Origin of the sequence: Geobacillus thermodenitrificans subsp. thermodenitrificans DSM 465 (genome assembly GCF_000496575.1) — a bacterium.
Classification (GTDB): Bacteria; Bacillota; Bacilli; order Bacillales; family Anoxybacillaceae; genus Geobacillus; species Geobacillus thermodenitrificans.
Map to the genome: position 1 here is coordinate 300,139 of NZ_AYKT01000001.1, position 20,019 is coordinate 320,157.

Here is a 20,019-nt window from a genome sequence, read left to right on the forward strand (position 1 = left end):
CCATGAGTGCCGATTTGATTATCCGCCTTGCTGAGCAAGGTGTCTATATTGTGTTGATTGTCTGTGGTCCGCTCTTGTTGCTGTCGCTTATTGTCGGTCTTGTCGTCAGCATTTTTCAAGCGGCGACGCAAATTCAAGAGCAGACGCTCACTTTTGTGCCGAAAATTATCGCTGTCTTGCTCGGGCTTGTGTTGTTCGGGCCGTGGATGCTCTCGAAAATGGTGTCATACGCCCATGATATTTTCAATAATTTGGCTTCATTTATAGGCTGATCGATCATGGAACAATTATGGACTCACTTTCCGGCATTTTTGCTTATCTTTGCCCGCATCGCTTCTTTTTTTGCTGCGATGCCGCTTTTTTCGTACCGGACGGTGCCGGCTTCATATAAAATCGGGTTGGCGTTTTTTTTCAGTTGGATTTTGTTTTTGGCGGTGCCCAAACCGACACTGTCATTGAACGATGTGTATATGTTGCTTGTCTTCAAAGAGGTGCTCGTCGGGCTGGCGCTTGGGCTGCTTGCGGCAACCATTATGGCAGCGGTGCAAATTGCCGGTGGGTTGATTGACTTTCAAATCGGCTTTGCCATCGCCAATGTCATCGATCCGCAAACCGGGGCGCAAAGCCCGTTGTTAGGCCAGTATCTTCACTCGTTAGCACTCTTGCTTTTGCTGGCGCTTGACGGACACCATTTGCTGCTTGATGGCATGTTTTACAGCTATCAGTGGCTGCCGCTTGACGGGTGGCCGCATATTGCCGATGGGCGGGCTGTCGACTATGCTGTTCGCGCCTTCGCCGCGATGTTTGTCGTCGCCGTACAAATGGCTGCCCCGCTTGTCGGATCGCTCTTTTTAGTCGATGTGGCGCTTGGCATCATCGCTCGTGCAGTGCCGCAAATGAACATTTTTGCCGTTGGTTTTTCGCTCAAAACGGTGACGGCATTTTTGTTGTTGTTTGCAGCGATCGGAGGAATTTTGTTTTCCGCCCGTGAACTGTTTCAACTCATGTTTGCGTCGTTGCGCGAGTTTATGCGGTTGTTAGGAGGCGCGTAAGATGGGCTGCTGGCGGCTTGATTTGCAATTTTTTGCGGGAGAAAAAACGGAAAAGGCGACGCCGCGCAAACGGCAAGAAGTGCGGGAAAAAGGGCAGGTGGCAAAAAGCGGTGACGCGGTTGCCGCCGCCGTTTTGCTTGCTACGTTTCTTGCCTTGTTTTTGGCGGGGGCATACGAGCGCGATGGCTTGCTGCGTTTGTTCACCCGCGCGCTGTCCGATTACGCGTCTGTCCCGCTGACGATCGATTCGCTTCATCTGCTGTTTCTCGACTGGCTCCGCCATGCGGCGTTCCTTTTGGCTCCGTTTTTTGCTGCCGCTGTGCTGGCGGCCGGACTGGCCAACTTTTTGCAAATCGGCGCCCTTTTTACCGTTGAACCGCTGAAAATGGATTGGAATCGGCTCAACCCGGTGAAAGGAATGAAGCGGTTCTTTTCGCTGCGCGCCATTGTCGAACTGTTGAAGTCGGTGTTAAAAGCTGGAATCATCGGCACAGTTGTCTTTACGCTGCTGTTTTTCGAACGAAACGAGCTACTGGCGCTTGTTTCCAAACCGCCGGGCGTCATGCTCGCTGTCATTGGCGGCTTGACGGTGAAAATGGGACTGTATGCCGCGGCATCGCTCTTATTTTTAGCGTTGTTTGACTATTTGTACCAACGGTTTGAATTTGAAAAAAATATTCGCATGTCGAAGCAAGACATTAAAGACGAGTATAAAAAGACGGAAGGCGATCCGCTTATTAAGTCACGCATCAAACAGAAACAGCGCGAAATGGCGATGAAACGGATGATGCAAGAAGTGCCGAACGCGGACGTTGTGATTACAAATCCGACCCATTATGCTGTCGCGCTCAAATATGAAGACGGAAAAATGGAAGCGCCGGTTGTCGTGGCGAAAGGGGCGGACTATGTCGCCCTAAGAATTAAGGAAATTGCCAAAGCGAACGGTGTCGTCACCGTCGAGAACCGTCCGCTCGCCCAAGCGCTTTACCGGCAGACGGAGGTCGGCGATATGATTCCAGAGGCGTTTTTTAAGGCAGTGGCGGAAATTTTGGCGTACGTTTACCGGCTCAAACGAAATGTGTAGCAGCAAGGAGAGAAAAACATGCAAGCGCAATGGAAAGATTTATCAGTTTTGCTTATGGTCGTGCTCATCGTTGCCATGCTCGTCATCCCGTTGCCGACATGGCTGCTCAGCATCTTGATCATCATCAATATTTCTCTCGCCTTACTTGTTTTGCTGACGGCGATGAACACGAAAGAACCGCTTGAATTTTCCATTTTTCCGTCATTGCTTTTAGTGCTGACTTTGTTTCGATTAGGATTGAACGTCTCAACAACCCGCGCGATTTTAAGTAAAGGAGAAGCGGGGGGAGTCGTCGAAACGTTCGGGACGTTCGTCGTTGGTGGCGATGTCGTCGTTGGATTTGTCGTATTCTTAATTTTGATCATCATTCAGTTTATCGTTATTACGAAGGGGGCCGAACGTGTCTCCGAAGTGGCGGCCCGCTTTACGCTCGATGCGATGCCGGGAAAACAAATGAGCATTGACGCCGATTTAAACGCCGGCATGATTTCGGAGCAGGAAGCGCGGCAGCGGCGGGAAAAGATTGCTCGAGAGGCCGACTTTTACGGTGCTATGGATGGGGCGAGCAAGTTCGTCAAAGGTGACGCCATCGCCGGGATGATTATCGTCATTATCAACATGTTATTTGGCATGATCATCGGCGTCGTTGGACAAGGGATGGAGATGGCCGAGGCGGCGAAACGTTACACATTATTGACGGTCGGTGACGGGATTGTAAGCCAAATTCCAGCGTTGTTGATTTCGACCGCGACCGGTATTATTGTCACCCGGGCGGCGTCCGACAGCAATTTAAGCGGCGATATTATGCGTCAGCTGTTTGCTTTTCCGAAAATGTTGTACGTCACTGCTGGAACGATTTTCTTGCTCGGCTTGTTTACACCGATTAGTGACGTATTGACGATGCCGATTGCTGGGCTGTTGGCGCTCGGCGGCTACCGGTTTGCTCGGGGACAACAGCACGAGGAAGCAGTCGGGGCCGAACCGGAAGAGGAAACGGCGGCGGACGAATTGAAAAGCCCGGAAAGCGTCATTCAACTGTTGCATGTCGACCCGATTGAGTTTGAGTTTGGTTATGCGCTCATTCCGCTTGCTGATGCGGCTCAAGGTGGAGATTTGCTCGACCGGATCGTCATGATCCGCCGCCAGCTTGCACTCGAGCTCGGCATCGTCGTCCCAGTTGTACGCATTCGTGATAACATTCAGCTTCAGCCAAACGAATATCGGGTAAAAATTAAAGGTGAAGAAGTGGCGCGTGGCGAGCTGCTGCTAGACCATTATTTAGCGATGAGCCCTGGCGTCGACGATGGTTCGATCGACGGCATTGAAACGGTCGAGCCGGCGTTTGGCCTGCCGGCGAAGTGGATTTCCGAGGCGATGAAAGACCGCGCTGAAATGCTCGGTTATACGGTTGTTGACCCTCCATCGGTCGTCTCGACACATTTGACGGAAGTGCTTAAGTCCCACGCCCATGAATTGCTTGGCCGCCAAGAAACGAAGCAGCTGATCGATCATTTGAAAGAATCGTACCCAGTGCTTGTCGATGATGTGACCCCGAATCCGTTGTCGATCGGCGATGTTCAAAAAGTGCTTGCCAAGCTGTTGAAAGAGAAAGTGTCGATCCGCAACTTGCCGCTGATTTTTGAGGCGCTTGCTGATTTTGCCCGCCTGACCGGAGACACCGATTTGTTGACCGAATATGTCCGCCAAGCGCTGGCGCGGCAAATTACCGGGCAATACGCCGTGCCGGGCGAGCCGTTGCGGGTCATTACGTTATCCGGCAAAGTGGAAAAAATCATTGCTGATGCTGTGCAGCAAACAGAGCACGGCCGCTATTTGGCGCTTGATCCGACGCGGGCGCAGGCGTTCGTTGAGTCGGTGTCCCAAGCGCTTGACCGCTATCCGTTTGCCGGTCAAACGCCGATTTTGCTCTGTTCTCCGGCGGTGCGCATGTACGTCCGCCAGCTGACCGAGCGCCATTTTCCAACGATCCCGGTGCTGTCGTATAACGAGCTTGAAGCGGATGTCGAAGTCCAAAGTGTGGGGATGGTGGAAATGGAATGAAAGTGAAAAAATTTATCGCCCCGTCCATGAATGAAGCGATGAAAATGGTTCGCGCCGAGCTCGGTCGCGATGCGGTCATTTTACACTCGAAAGAGACCCGTACCGGCGGATTTTTCGGTCTGTTTGCGAAAAAGAAGATCGAAGTGTTAGCGGGCGTTGACCCTGATCCATTGCCGCCGCGTTCGCCGGATGTGGCAGCACTCACTAATGGGTCATTAGCAGCTGGGCGGGAAAAGGCAAATGACTTGCTTGCGGGAGAACTGCAGGAAATGAAAGCGCTCGTCCGTCAGTTGGCTAGCGGCTCGCCTTCGTTGGTGTTCCCCCCGCCGCTAGCTGAGGTGGAGCGACGGCTTGTGCGGCAAGGAATGACGGAAAGTTACGTTCGCGAAGTGATGGACCGCTTACTTGAACGGTGGTACACCGACAAGGGGGAGCGCTCGGCGGCTGTCGTCTCTGAATGGGCGAAAGAGGCGGTGCGTGACATGTTGTCGTCGCTTCCGTTTGCCGAAGCTGCAAGGCAAAAAAAATATGTGATTTTGCTCGGCCCGACCGGGGTTGGAAAGACGACGACGCTTGCCAAAATGGCGGGGCGCGCTGTGCTTGAACAAGGAAAAAAAGTCGGTTTCATTACGACGGATACGTACCGAATTGCAGCCATCGATCAGTTGAAGACGTATGCGCACATTTTACATGCTCCGTTTGCAGTATGTTACAATGCCGATGATTTCCGGGCAGCGAAGCGAAACCTAGCCGATTGCGACCTCGTGTTTGTAGATACAGCCGGACGCAATTTCCGCAACCCAAAATATGTTGCTGAATTGCAGCAAACGATCGAGTTTGACAGCGAGACGGAAACGTTGCTTGTGCTTGCCGCCACCGGAAAATATGACGACATGAAAGCTGTCTATGACCGCTTTTCCGGTCTTCCGCTCGAACGGCTAATCATCACCAAACTCGATGAGACCGACTCGTACGGAGCTGTATTCAACTTGCTGCTCGACAGCCGGCTTGGCGCCGCCTATTTTACGAACGGGCAAAACGTGCCGGACGACATGATAGAAGCATCGGCCGACCGGCTTGTTCAGCTGTTGTTTGGAGCGGAGCGATGGTGAAAGATCAAGCAGAACAGCTTCGTCTCAAGCTGAGCCGTCTCCGGCAGCAGCCGTCGCCGCGGACAATCGCGGTGACGAGCGGAAAAGGCGGGGTGGGCAAGTCGAACGTTTCGCTCAATTTCTCGCTGTCGCTTTCTAAGCTCGGGTTTCGCGTCTTGCTGCTCGATATGGACATCGGCATGGGCAACATCGATATTTTGCTCGGCGAGTCATCGTCGTTGGCATTGGCCGATTGGTTTTCGGCCCGACTGCCGCTCTCAGAGCTAGTAAAAAGCGGTCCGGAACATCTATCGTACATTGCCGGGGGAACGGGAGCGGCACAATGGCAGGGGCTTGATACGGCCAGCATCGACCGCTTTTTGACCGAACTGCAGGCCGTGGCGTCACAGTATGATTACCTCATCTTTGACATGGGGGCGGGGGCGTCAGGGGAACGGTTGTATTTTCTAAAGTCGGTTGACGACGTATTTGTGGTGACAACACCGGAGCCGACCGCCATGACCGACGCGTATGCCATGATGAAATATATGCACGCTGCCGGCAGCGAGGCGCCGTTTTCCGTCATTGTCAACCGCGCCGGCAAGGAGCGGGAAGGGTATGAAGTTTTTGAGCGGCTGAAGCACGTCACCGGTCGGTTTTTAAACAAAGATATTGCGTTGCTTGGCATCATTCCGGAAGATCGGACGGTCGCTCGCGCGGTTGTCAGCCAAACGCCGTTTGTATTGCTTGATCCAGCAGCGAAAGCGAGCAAGGCGGTGCGCCAAATGGCATTCCGTTATGCGCCGCAGCGGGAGGAAGGGACGGAGCGGGCAAGTCGCTTTTTTGCCAAACTGCGCCAATTTTTCCTAGAAAGGTAGAGACGGACAATGAAGACGATCAAGGTGCTTGTTGTCGATGACTCGGCGTTTATGCGCAAATGGATCAGCGATTTTTTGTCCGAACACCCGCGCCTTGAAGTCATCGGAACGGCCCGCAATGGTCAAGAGGCGCTTGAGAAAATCGCTGTTCTTCACCCTGATGTTGTGACGCTCGACGTCGAAATGCCAGTGATGGACGGACTGGAAACATTGCGGCATATCATGGAGAAGAAGCCGTTGCCGGTCGTCATGGTATCAAGCACGACGAAGGAAGGGGCGGAAAATACGGTAACCGCCATGCAATATGGGGCCGTTGATTTTGTGGCGAAACCGTCTGGTTCGCTTTCGCTTGATTTATACAAAGTGAGGGATGAACTAGTCCGAAAAGTGTTGCATGCAAGCGAAGCGAACATAAGGGCGCTCACCGTCCGGCGCTCGAAAGTCGGACCTTGGCGTTCACTCGACAAAACGGCGCACGTCGGAAAAGCGATCGTCGCCATCGGTACGTCAACCGGCGGCCCACGAGCCTTAGAAACAGTGCTGACGCAGTTGCCGCCCGATTTGGCCGCTCCAGTTGTCATCGTCCAGCATATGCCGAAAGGATTTACGAAATCGCTTGCCAACCGGCTGGACGCACTATCCGCCATAACTGTCAAAGAGGCAGAAGATGGGGAGGTGCTGCGAAATGGCACTGCTTATATCGCCCCAGGCGGTGTTCATCTTGTCGTCAGGGAGGAAAACGGTGTGCTGAAAGCCCATTTTGATGCGTCGCCGCCGCGCGCGGGTCACCGCCCAGCCGTTGACGTGTTGTTCGAATCACTTGCCGCCATTCACCACTGCCAGAAAGTGGTGGTAATCATGACCGGAATGGGAGCAGACGGGACGAAGGGACTGAAAAAGTTGAAAGAAAGCGGAGACGTGGAAGCGATCGCCGAAGCGCGCGAGACAGCAGTCATTTATGGGATGCCGAGGGCGGCGATCGAGGCCGGTGTCATCGATGTCATTACTCCGCTTGACGGCATTGCCGCCGCCATCGTCCAATCGATCGGGGAATGAGGGGGAACATGGGATGGATATGAGTCAATACTTAGACATCTTTATTGATGAAAGCAAGGAACATCTGCAAACGATCAACGAACGGCTGCTTGAACTCGAACAAACCCCGGGTGATATGGCTCTTGTTAATGAAATTTTCCGCTCGGCCCATACGCTAAAAGGAATGCCAGCCACGATGGGATTTGAAGATTTGGCCAATTTGACGCACCAACTAGAGAATGTGCTTGATGGCATCCGCAATCAGCGGCTCATCGTTACCCCGGAACTGCTTGATGTTGTTTTTCAAGCTGTCGACCATTTGGAAGCGATGATTATATCGATCGCCTCAGGCGGCGATGGGAAGCGCGATGTGGGCGAGACGGTCGAACAGTTGAAACGAATTGAGCAAGGGGAGATGCCGAACAAACCGACAGCAGGCGAACAATTGCCCCTCGAGCATACATACGGGGAGTTTGAATACCATGTGTTGCAACAGGCAAAAGATCAAGGATTTTCTATCTATGAAATTCGCGTTCGCCTTCGTAAAGACTGCATGTTGAAAGCTGCACGCGTGTACATGGTGTTTGAGCAGCTCAATGAAGCAGGGGAAATTGTAAAATCGACACCCCCGGCTGACATGCTCGAGGAAGAGAAGTTTGATCAAGAGTTTCTCGTCACCGTTGTATCGAAAACGCCGGCTGATGAACTGCGAATGCGGCTGATGAGCATTTCTGAAATCGACGAGGTCGAGATCGCCGCGGTGACGGTCGATGAGCCATCTGCTAAAAGCGGAGAACAGGACGACCCTGAACCGCCGGTGTCGACCGCCATTGGACAAGTTGCAGCGGCGCAGGCTAAAGCAGAGGCGGCGGAAAAACTGGCGGCGAAACAGGCAGGGAAGACAATCCGCGTCAATATTGAACGGCTTGATATGTTAATGAACTTGTTCGAAGAACTAGTTGTCGATCGCGGACGGCTTGAGCAAATTTCCCGCGATTTGAACCACCCTGAACTAACCGAAACGGTGGAACGGATGTCGCGCATTTCAAGCGATTTACAAACGATTATTTTAAACATGCGCATGGTGCCGGTCGAAACTGTGTTCAATCGCTTTCCGCGCATGGTGCGTCAACTTGCCCGTGAACTTGGCAAAAAAGTGCGCCTTGATATTATCGGAGCGGAAACGGAACTTGACCGAACGGTCATCGATGAAATTGGCGACCCGCTCGTCCATTTGATTCGTAACGCGCTTGACCACGGCATTGAAGCGCCAGACATTCGGGTGGCGTGCGGAAAACCGGAGGAAGGGACGGTCAAATTGCGCGCCTACCATAGCGGCAACCATGTATTTATTGAGATTGAGGACGACGGTGCCGGCATTTCCCGGGAGAAAGTGTTGCAAAAGGCGATCGACCGCGGCATCGTTTCAGCGGAGGAAGCGGCCCACCTGACCGACCAACAAGTGTATGGGTTGATTTTTTCTCCAGGATTTTCCACCGCTGACCGCATTTCCGATATTTCCGGGCGCGGCGTCGGATTGGATGTAGTCAAAAGCACGATCCAATCGCTCGGCGGCACGGTCACCGTCGATTCGCAGCCTGGAAAAGGATCGCTTTTTTCCATCCAGCTGCCATTGACGTTGTCGATCATTTCCGTGCTGCTCGTTCAAATCGCTGCTGAGACGTATGCCATCCCGCTGTCATCGATTATGGAGACAGCGTTAGTAAAGAAAGAAGATATTTTCTCTGCTCATAACCAGCCGGTCATTGACTTCCGCGGTAAAGTCGTGCCACTCGTCCGGCTGAAAGACGTGTTTTCCGTACCGAACGCATCCGATGAGGGGGATGCGGTGGCGGCCGTCATTGTCCGGAAAGGGGAAAAACTGGCAGCATTGGCGGTCGACTCATTTATCGGACAGCAGGAAGTTGTACTAAAATCGCTTGGAAACTATTTATCTTCTGTCTTCGCCATTTCTGGTGCGACAATTTTAGGAGACGGTCGGGTGGCGCTGATTATCGATTGCAATGCGCTTGTAAAATAACAGGCAGCGTACTCACGCCACGGTGGGCAATGGAAAAAGCATGTTGATAGTCTACTAAAAAGCTCTGCAGCGACGTGTTAGTGAGGAATATGGATGTGCCACTATCGTTGGCCGAAAAAATATGAACAAAAGCGGTGCGCCTAATGATGGTTTATTCCATCTACATCTCAATAGAAAAAGGGGGGGAGTGGCCAATGAACACCAATGTTCAAACAGACTGGAAAGTGATTGCTTTTCGCTTGAAAGAAGAAGAGTACGCCCTGCCGGTACAGCACGTTCGTTCGATTGAAAAAATGCAGCCGATTACGCGCGTGCCGGGAACGGCCCACTATGTGAAAGGAGTCATCAATTTGCGCGGGGTCGTGACGCCGATTATCGATTTGCGCGAGCGGTTTGGGTTTGCTCCTGAACCGTATGGAGAACAGACACGGATGATTATTGTCACCCTTGGGGATGTCGAAGTGGGGCTGATCGTCGATGCGGCGAACGATGTTATCGATATTCCGGGAGCGAGCATCGAGCCGCCGCCAGAGGCGATCGGAGCCATCGAAGCGAGCTACATTTACGGGGTGGCGAAAATAGAGAAACGGCTCCTCATTTTGCTGGATTTAGCGAAAGTGCTTGGTCAATAAATCGCAGAGAGGGGCGTTGTCGGTTGGATGACATTTGCAATTTGACAGGGATGCATATCGACGTTTTACGCGAAATCGGAAACATCGGGGCTGGCAATGCGGCAACCGCCTTGTCGACGCTATTAAACAAAAAAATTACAATGGCCGTACCGCGCGTCCAAGTTGCAACGTTTGCCGAGATGATGGAGCTGATCGGCGGGCCGGAACAAGTCGTCGCGTGTGTTTATTTGCGCATCGAGGGGGAAGCGCCAGGGAATATGTTTTTCGTGCTGCCGCCGGAACAGGCGGAGCGGTTTGTCCGCCGGATGATCGGCGACGACTCGTTTTCGTTTCAAGGGGAGGCCCATGAGCTCGGATGTTCGGCGCTTCAGGAGCTTGGCAATATTTTAGCCGGTTCGTATTTATCAGCGCTCGCCGATTTTACCCAGCTTACTTTGCAGCCATCCGTGCCGGCGCTGGCGGTGGATATGATCGGAGCTGTGCTGTCGTTTGGTTTGCTTGAGCTGTCTTGTGTCGGCGATTACGCCATTTTGATCGATACGGCCATTTACGATGAGCGACAGCCGAATGAAAGCATCGACGGCCATTTCTTTCTCCTCCCCGATCCGGAGTCGTTTTCCACCATCTTTCGGGCATTAGGTGTGGATGGCGGATGAGGGCGATCGAAACGGTCAAAGTCGGCATCGCGGAGATGAAAGTCGTTGTAGCCCCAACCGTCATTCGCACATGTGGACTTGGATCGTGCGTAGGTGTCGTCATTTATGACAGCGGAAAAGCGCTCGCCGGCATGGCGCATGTTATGCTTCCACATTCTTCGATGGCGCGCGGAGGGGTCGTCAATGAAGCCAAATATGCTGACACGGCGGTTGAAGCGCTTTGTAAACTCGTCATCGCCGCCGGTGGGCGAAAAGCGATGCTCAAAGCGAAGCTGGCTGGAGGGGCGCAAATGTTCTCGTTTTCTTCAACTAGTGGAGATATGATGCGCATTGGCGCCCGCAACGTCGAAGAAGTGAAAAGGCAGCTCGAGCGGTTGCACATTCCTGTTGTTGCTGAGGATGTCGGAGGCCATAGCGGCCGGACGATCGAGTTTAATCCACAAACGGGCATGCTGTCCATTCGCACGGCTAGTCAAGAAATCAAAGAAATATAATGCCGTTTCCATAAGGCGAGGGGGAGAACGATGGGGAGCGCGCTAACGCTAAAAGGAGACGAACAGAAATATTGGGACGACTGGGTCAACGGCCGCGACCGGCATGCGGCCGAGGAGCTCGTACAGCGCTATATGCCGCTCGTTTCTTACCATGTGCAGCGGCTTTCCGCCACGCTGCCGAGTTCCGTGCCGAAGGAAGAGCTGGTCAGCCTTGGGCTTGTCGGTTTGTACGATGCGCTTGAAAAGTTTGACCCATCGCGCGACTTGAAATTTGACACATATGCATCGTTTCGCATCCGCGGCGCCATCCTCGACGGTTTGCGCAAAGAAGATTGGCTGCCGCGCAGTGTGCGCGACAAAGTAAAAAAAATTGAAGAGACGGCTGAGCGGCTTGAGCAACGGTACATGCGGTCGGTGACGGCGAAAGAAGTTGCCGCCGAGCTCGGAATGACGGAAGAAGAAGTGCAGGCAGCGGTCAATGAAACGTTTTTTTCCAATTGGCTTTCGCTCGGGCAGACAGCCTGTGAAGAGGACGATGAGCCGCTTGCGATCCGCGACGACCGCGCCGTACTTCCGGAAGAACAAGTCGTCAAGCAAGAAATGATCGAAAAGCTGGCCGTGGGTATCGGACAGTTGAATGAAAAAGAGCAGCTTGTCATTAGCTTGTTTTACAAAGAGGAACTCACGTTTACGGAAATTGGGAGCATCCTGCAGCTGTCCACATCAAGAATTTCCCAAATTCATGCCAAAGCGCTGTGGAAATTGCGCCGTTTTTTTGCTGAGGAGCAATGAGGGGAAAGGAAGTGGAAAGGTGGATATTCAGCTGCCTGCGTTACAAAGTGTGATGCCAAAAGTGCCGGAAGCGGGAGGTATGCATGCTGCTGCACAGCACCATCCTTATACTGTGCAGGCGCAAATGGCGGAGGCCAGCGAAAAACGGACAGAGCGGGCACGCCGCCAAGTGACGGACAAGCGGACAGGCACCCGTGCAGGGTGGGAGGCGTCGCGGTTCGGAGGCCATCCTTATAAAGGAAAAACGATTGACATTAAAGGATAGTGAACATCATGGGAGCATTTTGGCTAGCTATCAGCTTGCTGTTACATGCGTTTTCCTTTTTGCTCATCATTTTGCTTTACATGCGTCTGTCGCGGCTTGGCGAGGCGGAACAGCGCGCAGCAAAGCGGGCGGAAGAGCTCGAGGAGGCGATGGCGGCTCACCTTGTCGCCTGGAAAGAAGAGAACGAGCGTTTTTTGGGCGAGCTTGACGCGTTGCTTCGGACGAAAACAACCGCCGGGGCTGCCAAGCAGCCACTGGCTTCAAAACTAGCAGCACCTGCACCGCGCTCAGCAAGCGACGGCAGCGGATCGGCATCGCCTACATCGCCCACGGATGAAAGCGGGGCGGAAGAAAAAAACGGAGAAATCGCGCAAACGGGACAGAACGACCGTGACGTGGCGCTCGATTATTTTCCGGACATTGAAGCGATCGAAGATGTGCTAGACCTTTCACCGTCCGCCAGCGCGGCTGATGCCGCTCGCCGTTTACATGAAGAGGGGGCGACGATTGAGGAGATTGCCAAAAAACTGCAAAAAGGAAAAACGGAAGTGGAGCTGCTGTTGAAATTTGACCGAAAAACGAGTGAATAACAGCTTGATTTACCACCGGCGATTATGATATATTTTTACATGGTGTGAATACACACGCCTGATGATTTCAGCAACGGTGCTGGCGAGGCCAGTCTTGCTGAAAGATGAGACAGGCGGAGGTACAAAAACCACAAGGAAACAGGAGGAGCATACATGTCAGTGATTTCGATGAAACAACTGCTTGAAGCTGGCGTCCATTTCGGACATCAGACTCGCCGTTGGAATCCGAAAATGAAAAAATACATTTTCACGGAGCGCAACGGTATTTATATTATCGACTTGCAAAAAACGGTTAAAAAAGTCGAGGAAGCATATAACTTTGTGCGCGAATTAGCGGGCAACGGCGGCAAAATTTTGTTCGTCGGCACGAAAAAACAAGCGCAAGAATCAGTGAAAGAGGAAGCGGAACGCTGCGGCATGTTTTATGTCAACCAACGTTGGCTTGGCGGTACGCTGACGAACTTCGCGACGATCCAAAAACGGATTAAACGTTTGCGTGAAATTGAAAAAATGGAAGAAGACGGCGTATTTGACGTGCTTCCGAAAAAAGAAGTCATCGGCTTGAAAAAAGAAAAAGAGCGGCTCGAGAAATTTTTAGGCGGCATTAAAGACATGAAAGAGCTGCCGGATGCGTTGTTCGTCATCGACCCGCGCAAAGAGCGGATCGCGGTGGCGGAAGCGCGCAAGTTGAACATCCCGATCATCGGTATCGTCGACACGAACTGCGATCCGGATGAAATCGACTACGTCATCCCGGCAAACGATGACGCCATCCGCGCCGTTAAACTGTTGACGTCGAAAATCGCCGATGCAGTGCTTGAAGCAAAACAAGGCGAAGAGGCAGCCGTCGCAGCGGAGTAAGACAGCTTAGGAAAGGTGATAAGAGGGGAAAGCCTTTTATCACCTTTTTTTGAGACAGAAATCAGCAACTTTTGGCTATACTAACGAATAAGGGCAAAACAGGCACCCGCTGCCGACATCGATACATATATGGGATAAAGAGAAGGAGGAGCTTTTCATGGCGATTACAGCACAAATGGTAAAAGAGCTGCGCGAAAAAACGGGCGCAGGCATGATGGACTGCAAAAAAGCGCTCACCGAAACGAACGGTGACATGGAAAAAGCGATCGACTGGCTGCGTGAAAAAGGAATTGCTAAAGCAGCGAAAAAAGCAGATCGCATCGCAGCGGAAGGAATGACATACATCGCGACGGAAGGCAATGCGGCTGTCATTTTGGAAGTAAACTCGGAAACGGACTTCGTTGCCAAAAACGAAGCGTTCCAAACGCTCGTTAAGGAGCTGGCTGCACATCTGCTGAAACAAAAGCCAGCCACGCTTGATGAAGCGCTCGGACAAACGATGAGCAGTGGTTCCACTGTTCAAGATTACATTAACGAAGCAGTTGCTAAAATCGGTGAAAAAATTACGCTCCGCCGCTTTGCTGTTGTCAACAAAGCGGATGATGAAACGTTTGGCGCGTACTTGCACATGGGCGGGCGCATCGGCGTATTAACATTATTAGCCGGCAACGCAACTGAAGAGGTCGCTAAAGATGTGGCGATGCATATTGCTGCGCTCCATCCGAAATACGTTTCGCGCGATGAAGTGCCGCAAGAAGAGATTGCGCGCGAACGTGAAGTGTTGAAACAACAAGCGTTGAACGAAGGTAAGCCGGAAAACATCGTTGAAAAAATGGTTGAAGGCCGTCTGAAAAAGTTTTACGAAGATGTTTGCCTGCTTGAGCAAGCGTTCGTGAAAAACCCGGATGTGACGGTACGCCAATACGTCGAATCGAGCGGAGCAACCGTGAAGCAGTTCATCCGCTACGAAGTTGGTGAAGGGCTCGAAAAACGTCAAGATAATTTCGCTGAAGAAGTCATGAGCCAAGTAAGAAAACAATGACGGACCGCAACAGGGAACACGCTCGTGTTCCCTGTTTTTCAAAGCGACTCGCATCATCACGGAGGTTTGACATGGAACAACCAAAATACAAACGCGTTGTTTTAAAGCTAAGCGGAGAAGCGCTCGCCGGAAAACAAGGATTTGGCATCCAGCCGGCAGTGATCCAGTCGATCGCCAAACAAGTAAAAGAAGTGGCTGAACTCGATGTGGAAATCGCCATCGTTGTCGGCGGCGGCAACATTTGGCGCGGAAAAACAGGAAGCGAAATGGGAATGGACCGGGCGACAGCTGACTACATGGGGATGTTAGCGACGGTAATGAACGCGCTCGCCTTGCAGGATAGCCTCGAGCAGCTCGGCGTCGAAACGCGGGTGCAGACATCGATTGAAATGAGACAAGTGGCCGAACCGTACATCCGTCGGCGGGCGATTCGCCATCTCGAGAAAAAGCGGGTCGTCATTTTCGCCGCTGGTACGGGCAACCCATATTTTTCAACCGATACGACTGCCGCGCTGCGGGCAGCAGAAATTGAAGCGGACGTCATTTTGATGGCGAAAAACAACGTTGACGGCGTCTATAGTGCCGATCCGAATATCGATGCCAGTGCGGTCAAATACGATGAACTGTCGTACTTGGATGTCATTCAGCAAGGGCTCGGTGTCATGGACTCTACCGCTTCCTCGCTTTGCATGGACAACAATATTCCACTCATCGTCTTTTCGATTACGGAAGAGGGTAACATTAAACGTGCTGTATTAGGAGAAAATATCGGAACGATCGTAAGGGGGAAATAACGATGGCAAAGCAAGTGATCCAACAGGCGAAAGAAAAAATGGATAAAGCTGTGCAAGCGTTCAGCCGCGAGTTGGCGACCGTCCGTGCCGGTCGGGCGAACGCGGGGTTGCTTGAGAAAGTAACCGTTGACTATTACGGTGTCGCAACGCCGATCAACCAGCTCGCTACGATCAGCGTGCCGGAAGCGCGTATGCTTGTCATTCAGCCGTATGACAAATCGGTCATTAAAGAAATGGAAAAAGCGATTTTAGCGTCGGACTTAGGAGTGACGCCGTCGAATGACGGATCGGTTATCCGCCTTGTCATTCCGCCGCTTACTGAAGAACGTCGCCGTGAACTGGCGAAGCTCGTCAAAAAATATTCGGAAGAAGCGAAAGTTGCGGTGCGCAACATCCGTCGCGATGCAAACGATGAGCTGAAAAAACTCGAGAAAAATAGCGAGATTACGGAAGATGAGCTGCGCAGCTATACCGACGAAGTGCAAAAGCTGACCGACAGCCATATCGCCAAAATTGACGCCATCACAAAAGAGAAAGAAAAAGAAGTGATGGAAGTATAGGAAAACGATGCAAACCCTCTATGTTGATGGAGGGTTTTTTTGCTATAATGGAAAGGCAAAACACGTTTGCGGAGGACACGTATGTTCAATAAAATGTGGAAAAATAAAGAGAAAGACGCCCTGTTGACGAAAGAGGATGTGCTTAGTCATCCGATTCCGAACCACGTCGCCATCATCATGGACGGGAACGGAAGATGGGCGAAAAAGCGGGCTTTGCCGAGGGTGGCCGGCCATTATGAAGGGATGCAAGTTGTGCGCAAAATTACCCGTTTTGCTAACGAGCTTGGGGTGCGCGTTTTGTCGCTTTATGCGTTTTCAACAGAAAATTGGAAACGTCCGAAAAGCGAAGTCGACTATTTAATGAAACTGCCAGAACAGTTTTTGACGACATTTCTTCCCGAGCTTGTCGCAGAGAATGTGAAAGTGCAAGTGATCGGCCGTACAGACGAGCTCCCGGATCATACACGTCAAGCCATCAGGAGAGCCATTCACGAAACGAGTGGCAACACCGGCCTAATTTTAAACTTTGCGCTCAATTATGGAAGCCGGGCGGAAATTACCGCTGCTGTTCAGCAAATCGCCAAAGACGTCCAACGTGGGGCACTCGCGCCGGGGGACATTACCGAGTCACTCATTTCCTCCTATTTGATGACGGGTGGGCTTGACGATCCGGATTTGCTCATTCGTACGAGCGGAGAAATTCGTTTAAGCAATTTTATGCTTTGGCAGTTGGCGTATACGGAGTTTTGGTTTACTGATGTATTATGGCCGGATTTTACTGAACAACATTTCTTGCAGGCGATTGCCGCTTACCAGCAGCGCGACCGCCGATTTGGAGGAGTGTCAGCACGATGAAACAGCGAATCATTACCGGAGTCATAGCGGCGGCGCTCTTTTTGCCGATTGTTATTTTAGGTGGATTTCCGTTTATAATAGTAACATATATATTGGCTACGGTTGGGTTGTTTGAACTGCTGCGGATGAAAGGGATGTCCCCGCTGTCATTCGCCGGGGGAGCCGGGTTCGCGGCTCTTTGGCTGTTGCTTGTTCCCGCCAGCTATGGTGACGAGTGGGTGGCGTCTGGGTCTGCCAAGTTTGGCGTGCTTGCTGCCCTCGCCTTTTTGTTGCTTGTTGGCACCGTTTTGACAAAAAATACGCTGACGTTCGATGAAGCGGCATTTATCGTGTTGGCGGTCCTTTATGTCGGCGTTGGATTTTTCTGCTTCGGTGCCGTCCGTTTAGCTGGTTTGTCGTACTTGATTTATGCGCTGTTTGTCATTTGGGCGACCGACATCGGGGCATATTTTTTCGGCCGCGCGTTCGGTCGGCGTAAGCTATGGCCGGAAATCAGTCCAAACAAAACAATCGAAGGTGCCATCGGCGGCATCGGCTCCGCTGTTGCCATCGCTGCCGTTTACGAATGGACGGCTGGTCTGTTCGACAGCCTCGGTGCGGCGATTGGGCTCGCGCTCTTGCTTTCGATGTTCGGCCAGCTCGGCGACTTGGTCGAGTCGGCGTTCAAGCGCCATTACGGCGTGAAGGATTCGGGAGCGATTTTGCCGGGGCATGGCGGCATTTTGGATCGGTTTGATAGTCTATTGTTTGTGTTGCCGCTCTTATACATATTTATCGAAGTGGTACGATAAGAGGATGAGGAGTGAAAGGATTGAAATATATTAGTATATTAGGGGCGAGCGGATCGATCGGCACGCAAACGCTCGATGTCATCCGCGCCCATCCGGACAAATTCCGCTTAGCCGCGGCATCGGTCGGGAAAAATGTTGAAGCGGCCAGACGTCTTATCTCCGAATTTTCTCCTCGCCTTGTCGCCGTCGCCGACCGCGGTGCTTATGAGACGCTCTACAGTGAATACGGCGGGCGGCTGGCGATTGTGTACGGAGAGGAAGGGCTGGTTGAGGCGGCCGTTTGCTCAGAAGCCGATATTGTCGTCACCGCTGTCGTCGGCAGCATCGGCCTTGTGCCGACGCTAAAAGCGATCGAGGCGGGAAAAACGATCGCCCTTGCCAATAAAGAAACGCTTGTTGTCGCTGGGCATCTTGTCACAGCCGCGGCGGAAAAGCACAATGTGCCCCTGCTGCCGGTCGATAGCGAACATTCCGCCATTTTTCAATGTTTGCAAGGAGAAAAGCACGAGCACGTCGAGAAGCTCATTCTCACGGCATCCGGCGGCAGTTTCCGCGACAAGACGCGCGAGGAGCTTGCCCATGTGACGGTCGAGGAAGCGCTTTGTCATCCGAACTGGTCAATGGGAGCAAAAATTACGATTGATTCGGCGACGATGATGAACAAAGGATTTGAAGTCATTGAAGCCCATTGGCTGTTTCGGTTGCCGTATGAGCGGATCGAAGTCGTCCTGCACCGTGAGAGCGTCATCCATTCGCTTGTCGAGTTTCGCGACACAAGCGTTCTCGCTCAGCTTGGCACGCCGGATATGCGCGTTCCGATCCAATATGCGTTGACTTATCCGGAGCGGCTGCCGCTTTCTGTCGCGAAGCCGCTGAATTTAGCAACGCTAGGGACGCTCCATTTCGCTCCGGTTGATTTTGACCGCTACCGCTGTCTGCGGTTTGCCTATGAAGCTGGAAAACGCGGTGGCTCGCTGCCGGTGGTCTTAAACGCGGCCAATGAGGAAGCGGTTGCTGCGTTTTTAGCCGGCCGCATTCCGTTTTTGGCCATCGAAGAGTGGATCGAGCGCGCTCTTGAGCGCCATCGCCTAGTGAGCGATCCGCAGCTTGAGGAGATTCGCGAAATCGACGCAGATACGCGCGCTTATGTTCGCTCACTACTATCGTAAAGGTGGTTGAAACTTTGGAAACGATCATTTCGTTTATTGTCGTCTTTGGCGCCCTCGTCTTTTTTCACGAACTCGGTCACTTGCTGTTAGCGAAGCGGGCCGGCATTCTTTGCCGCGAATTTGCCATCGGTTTCGGACCGAAAATGTTTTCGTTTAAGAAAAACGAAACGGTATATACGGTCCGGCTTCTCCCGCTTGGCGGCTTCGTACGCATGGCGGGTGAAGACCCGGAAATGATTGAACTGAAGCGCGGGCAAGTCGTCGGCCTGTTGCTTGATGACGAAGGGCAAGTAGAAAAAATCGTCATCAATCATAAGGACGATTACCCGAACATCCGGGTAATCGAGGTGGAAGACGCCGATTTGGAGCATGGCATGTATGTGACGGGCTATACTGACGGGGAGCGGCTTGAGCGATTTGCTGTCAAAGAGCCGGCGTTTTTTGTCGCCGATCGCCAAGAAATTCAGATTGCTCCATACCACCGTCAGTTTGCTGCGAAAACGCTCGGACAACGGACGATGGCGATTTTGGCTGGACCGCTCGCCAATTTTGTCTTGGCCCTTGTCGTCTTTATTTTGATCGGTCTCTTGCAAGGATACCCGGTCGACAAGCCGATCATCGGCGAGCTGACGCCGGAAGGGGCGGCGCGTGCGGCTGGCTTGAAGCAAGGGGACGAAGTGATCGCGATCAACGGCGAACGTATGGAAACATGGACAGAAATTGTCAATACGATTCGCGCTCATCCGAACGAACCGCTCCAATTTCAAATTGAACGGGGCGGAAACGAAATGAATGTGACCGTCACCCCAGAAGAGAAAACGATTCAGGGGGAGACGATCGGCTTAATCGGCGTCTATCAGCCCATGGAAAAATCGGTGTTCGGTTCAGTGAAACAAGGGCTTATGGAGACGTACTATTGGACACGGCAAATTTTAGTCGGGCTCGGTCAATTGATCACCGGCCAGTTCCAACTTGACATGTTGTCCGGTCCGGTCGGCATTGCCGTATCGACCGGTAAAGTTGCTGAGTCTGGCATTTATTACTTGATGAAATGGGGAGCGATTTTGAGCATTAACCTCGGGATTGTCAACTTGTTGCCATTGCCGGCATTAGACGGTGGACGGCTCCTCTTTTTCGCCATTGAGGCGGTGCGTGGCAAGCCGGTCGACCGCCAAAAAGAAGGAATGGTCCATTTTATCGGCTTCGCCTTGCTTATGTTACTTATGCTTGTCGTGACATGGAATGACATTCAAAAATTCTTCCTATAATGAAAGAG

General features: G+C 52.3%; 22 protein-coding genes. All 22 read left to right on the forward strand.

All coding sequences use genetic code 11. The annotated features are described in order from the left end of the window. The first annotated feature begins 2 nt into the window (after positions 1-2). The 22 genes from fliQ to rseP all read left to right on the forward strand — a co-directional run bounded on the left by fliQ (position 3) and on the right by rseP (position 20,011). Positions 3-272 carry a flagellar biosynthesis protein FliQ gene (gene fliQ, locus DSM465_RS0101605; protein ID WP_008878573.1) on the forward strand — a complete coding sequence of 90 codons (270 nt, stop codon included), beginning with the start codon at positions 3-5 and terminating at the stop codon, positions 270-272. Between the two features lie 6 nt (positions 273-278). Then, the gene (fliR, locus tag DSM465_RS0101610) at positions 279-1,052 is read left to right on the forward strand and encodes a flagellar biosynthetic protein FliR (protein ID WP_008878572.1); all 774 of its coding nucleotides are present in this window, start codon (positions 279-281) and stop codon (positions 1,050-1,052) included. A gap of 1 nt (position 1,053) precedes the next feature. Then, a complete protein-coding gene (gene flhB / locus DSM465_RS0101615) occupies positions 1,054-2,136 on the forward strand; it encodes a flagellar biosynthesis protein FlhB (RefSeq protein WP_029760471.1) in 1,083 nt (360 codons plus the stop codon). 18 nt (positions 2,137-2,154) lie between these two features. Then, positions 2,155-4,197: a flagellar biosynthesis protein FlhA gene (gene flhA / locus DSM465_RS0101620; RefSeq protein ID WP_029760472.1), complete on the forward strand. Its 2,043-nt coding sequence runs from the start codon at positions 2,155-2,157 to the stop codon at positions 4,195-4,197. After that, positions 4,194-5,309: a flagellar biosynthesis protein FlhF gene (gene flhF, locus DSM465_RS0101625; RefSeq protein ID WP_029760473.1), complete on the forward strand. Its 1,116-nt coding sequence runs from the start codon at positions 4,194-4,196 to the stop codon at positions 5,307-5,309. Before flhA ends, flhF begins: the two co-directional genes overlap by 4 nt. Continuing rightward, positions 5,303-6,166 carry a MinD/ParA family protein gene (locus DSM465_RS0101630; RefSeq protein ID WP_029760474.1) on the forward strand — a complete coding sequence of 288 codons (864 nt, stop codon included), beginning with the start codon at positions 5,303-5,305 and terminating at the stop codon, positions 6,164-6,166. The genes flhF and DSM465_RS0101630 overlap by 7 nt, the downstream gene beginning before the upstream one ends. Before the next feature lie 9 nt (positions 6,167-6,175). Then, positions 6,176-7,222 (forward strand): protein-glutamate methylesterase/protein-glutamine glutaminase, encoded by a 1,047-nt coding sequence (locus DSM465_RS0101635; RefSeq protein ID WP_029760475.1) that lies wholly within the window; start codon positions 6,176-6,178, stop codon positions 7,220-7,222. A gap of 13 nt (positions 7,223-7,235) precedes the next feature. Beyond that, positions 7,236-9,242, forward strand: coding sequence for a chemotaxis protein CheA (locus DSM465_RS0101640; protein ID WP_029760476.1), 2,007 nt, complete (start codon positions 7,236-7,238; stop codon positions 9,240-9,242). Positions 9,243-9,436: 194 nt separating this feature from the next. Then, on the forward strand, positions 9,437-9,874 hold the full coding sequence (locus DSM465_RS0101645) for a chemotaxis protein CheW (RefSeq protein ID WP_008878565.1): 438 nt from the start codon (positions 9,437-9,439) through the stop codon (positions 9,872-9,874). Between the two features lie 23 nt (positions 9,875-9,897). After that, positions 9,898-10,530 (forward strand): chemotaxis protein CheC, encoded by a 633-nt coding sequence (locus tag DSM465_RS0101650; protein WP_029760477.1) that lies wholly within the window; start codon positions 9,898-9,900, stop codon positions 10,528-10,530. After that, positions 10,527-11,024 carry a chemotaxis protein CheD gene (locus tag DSM465_RS0101655; protein ID WP_011887145.1) on the forward strand — a complete coding sequence of 166 codons (498 nt, stop codon included), beginning with the start codon at positions 10,527-10,529 and terminating at the stop codon, positions 11,022-11,024. The genes DSM465_RS0101650 and DSM465_RS0101655 overlap by 4 nt, the downstream gene beginning before the upstream one ends. A 30-nt stretch (positions 11,025-11,054) precedes the next feature. Further along, positions 11,055-11,816 (forward strand): FliA/WhiG family RNA polymerase sigma factor, encoded by a 762-nt coding sequence (locus tag DSM465_RS0101660; protein ID WP_008878562.1) that lies wholly within the window; start codon positions 11,055-11,057, stop codon positions 11,814-11,816. A 19-nt stretch (positions 11,817-11,835) separates the two neighbouring features. After that, entirely contained in the window at positions 11,836-12,081 is a 246-nt protein-coding gene (locus tag DSM465_RS0101665; RefSeq protein ID WP_008878561.1) for a hypothetical protein, read from the forward strand. 8 nt (positions 12,082-12,089) lie between these two features. After that, positions 12,090-12,671: a hypothetical protein gene (locus tag DSM465_RS0101670; protein WP_029760478.1), complete on the forward strand. Its 582-nt coding sequence runs from the start codon at positions 12,090-12,092 to the stop codon at positions 12,669-12,671. 153 nt (positions 12,672-12,824) lie between these two features. Then, the gene (rpsB, locus tag DSM465_RS0101675; RefSeq protein WP_011887147.1) at positions 12,825-13,532 is read left to right on the forward strand and encodes a 30S ribosomal protein S2; all 708 of its coding nucleotides are present in this window, start codon (positions 12,825-12,827) and stop codon (positions 13,530-13,532) included. Between the two features lie 157 nt (positions 13,533-13,689). Next, positions 13,690-14,574 carry a translation elongation factor Ts gene (tsf, locus tag DSM465_RS0101680; RefSeq protein WP_029760479.1) on the forward strand — a complete coding sequence of 295 codons (885 nt, stop codon included), beginning with the start codon at positions 13,690-13,692 and terminating at the stop codon, positions 14,572-14,574. 71 nt (positions 14,575-14,645) lie between these two features. Continuing rightward, a complete protein-coding gene (pyrH, locus tag DSM465_RS0101685) occupies positions 14,646-15,368 on the forward strand; it encodes a UMP kinase (protein WP_008878557.1) in 723 nt (240 codons plus the stop codon). 2 nt (positions 15,369-15,370) lie between these two features. Then, positions 15,371-15,928 (forward strand): ribosome recycling factor, encoded by a 558-nt coding sequence (frr, locus tag DSM465_RS0101690; protein WP_008878556.1) that lies wholly within the window; start codon positions 15,371-15,373, stop codon positions 15,926-15,928. A gap of 81 nt (positions 15,929-16,009) precedes the next feature. Continuing rightward, positions 16,010-16,783: an isoprenyl transferase gene (locus DSM465_RS0101695; protein WP_029760480.1), complete on the forward strand. Its 774-nt coding sequence runs from the start codon at positions 16,010-16,012 to the stop codon at positions 16,781-16,783. Further along, complete coding sequence (locus DSM465_RS0101700; protein ID WP_008878554.1) at positions 16,780-17,574, forward strand: phosphatidate cytidylyltransferase; 795 nt, start codon at positions 16,780-16,782, stop codon at positions 17,572-17,574. Before DSM465_RS0101695 ends, DSM465_RS0101700 begins: the two co-directional genes overlap by 4 nt. Positions 17,575-17,594: 20 nt before the next feature. Then, the gene (gene dxr / locus DSM465_RS0101705; protein ID WP_029760481.1) at positions 17,595-18,743 is read left to right on the forward strand and encodes a 1-deoxy-D-xylulose-5-phosphate reductoisomerase; all 1,149 of its coding nucleotides are present in this window, start codon (positions 17,595-17,597) and stop codon (positions 18,741-18,743) included. Positions 18,744-18,745: 2 nt separating this feature from the next. Then, entirely contained in the window at positions 18,746-20,011 is a 1,266-nt protein-coding gene (gene rseP / locus DSM465_RS0101710) for an RIP metalloprotease RseP (protein WP_171355341.1), read from the forward strand. The last annotated feature ends 8 nt before the right edge of the window (positions 20,012-20,019 follow it).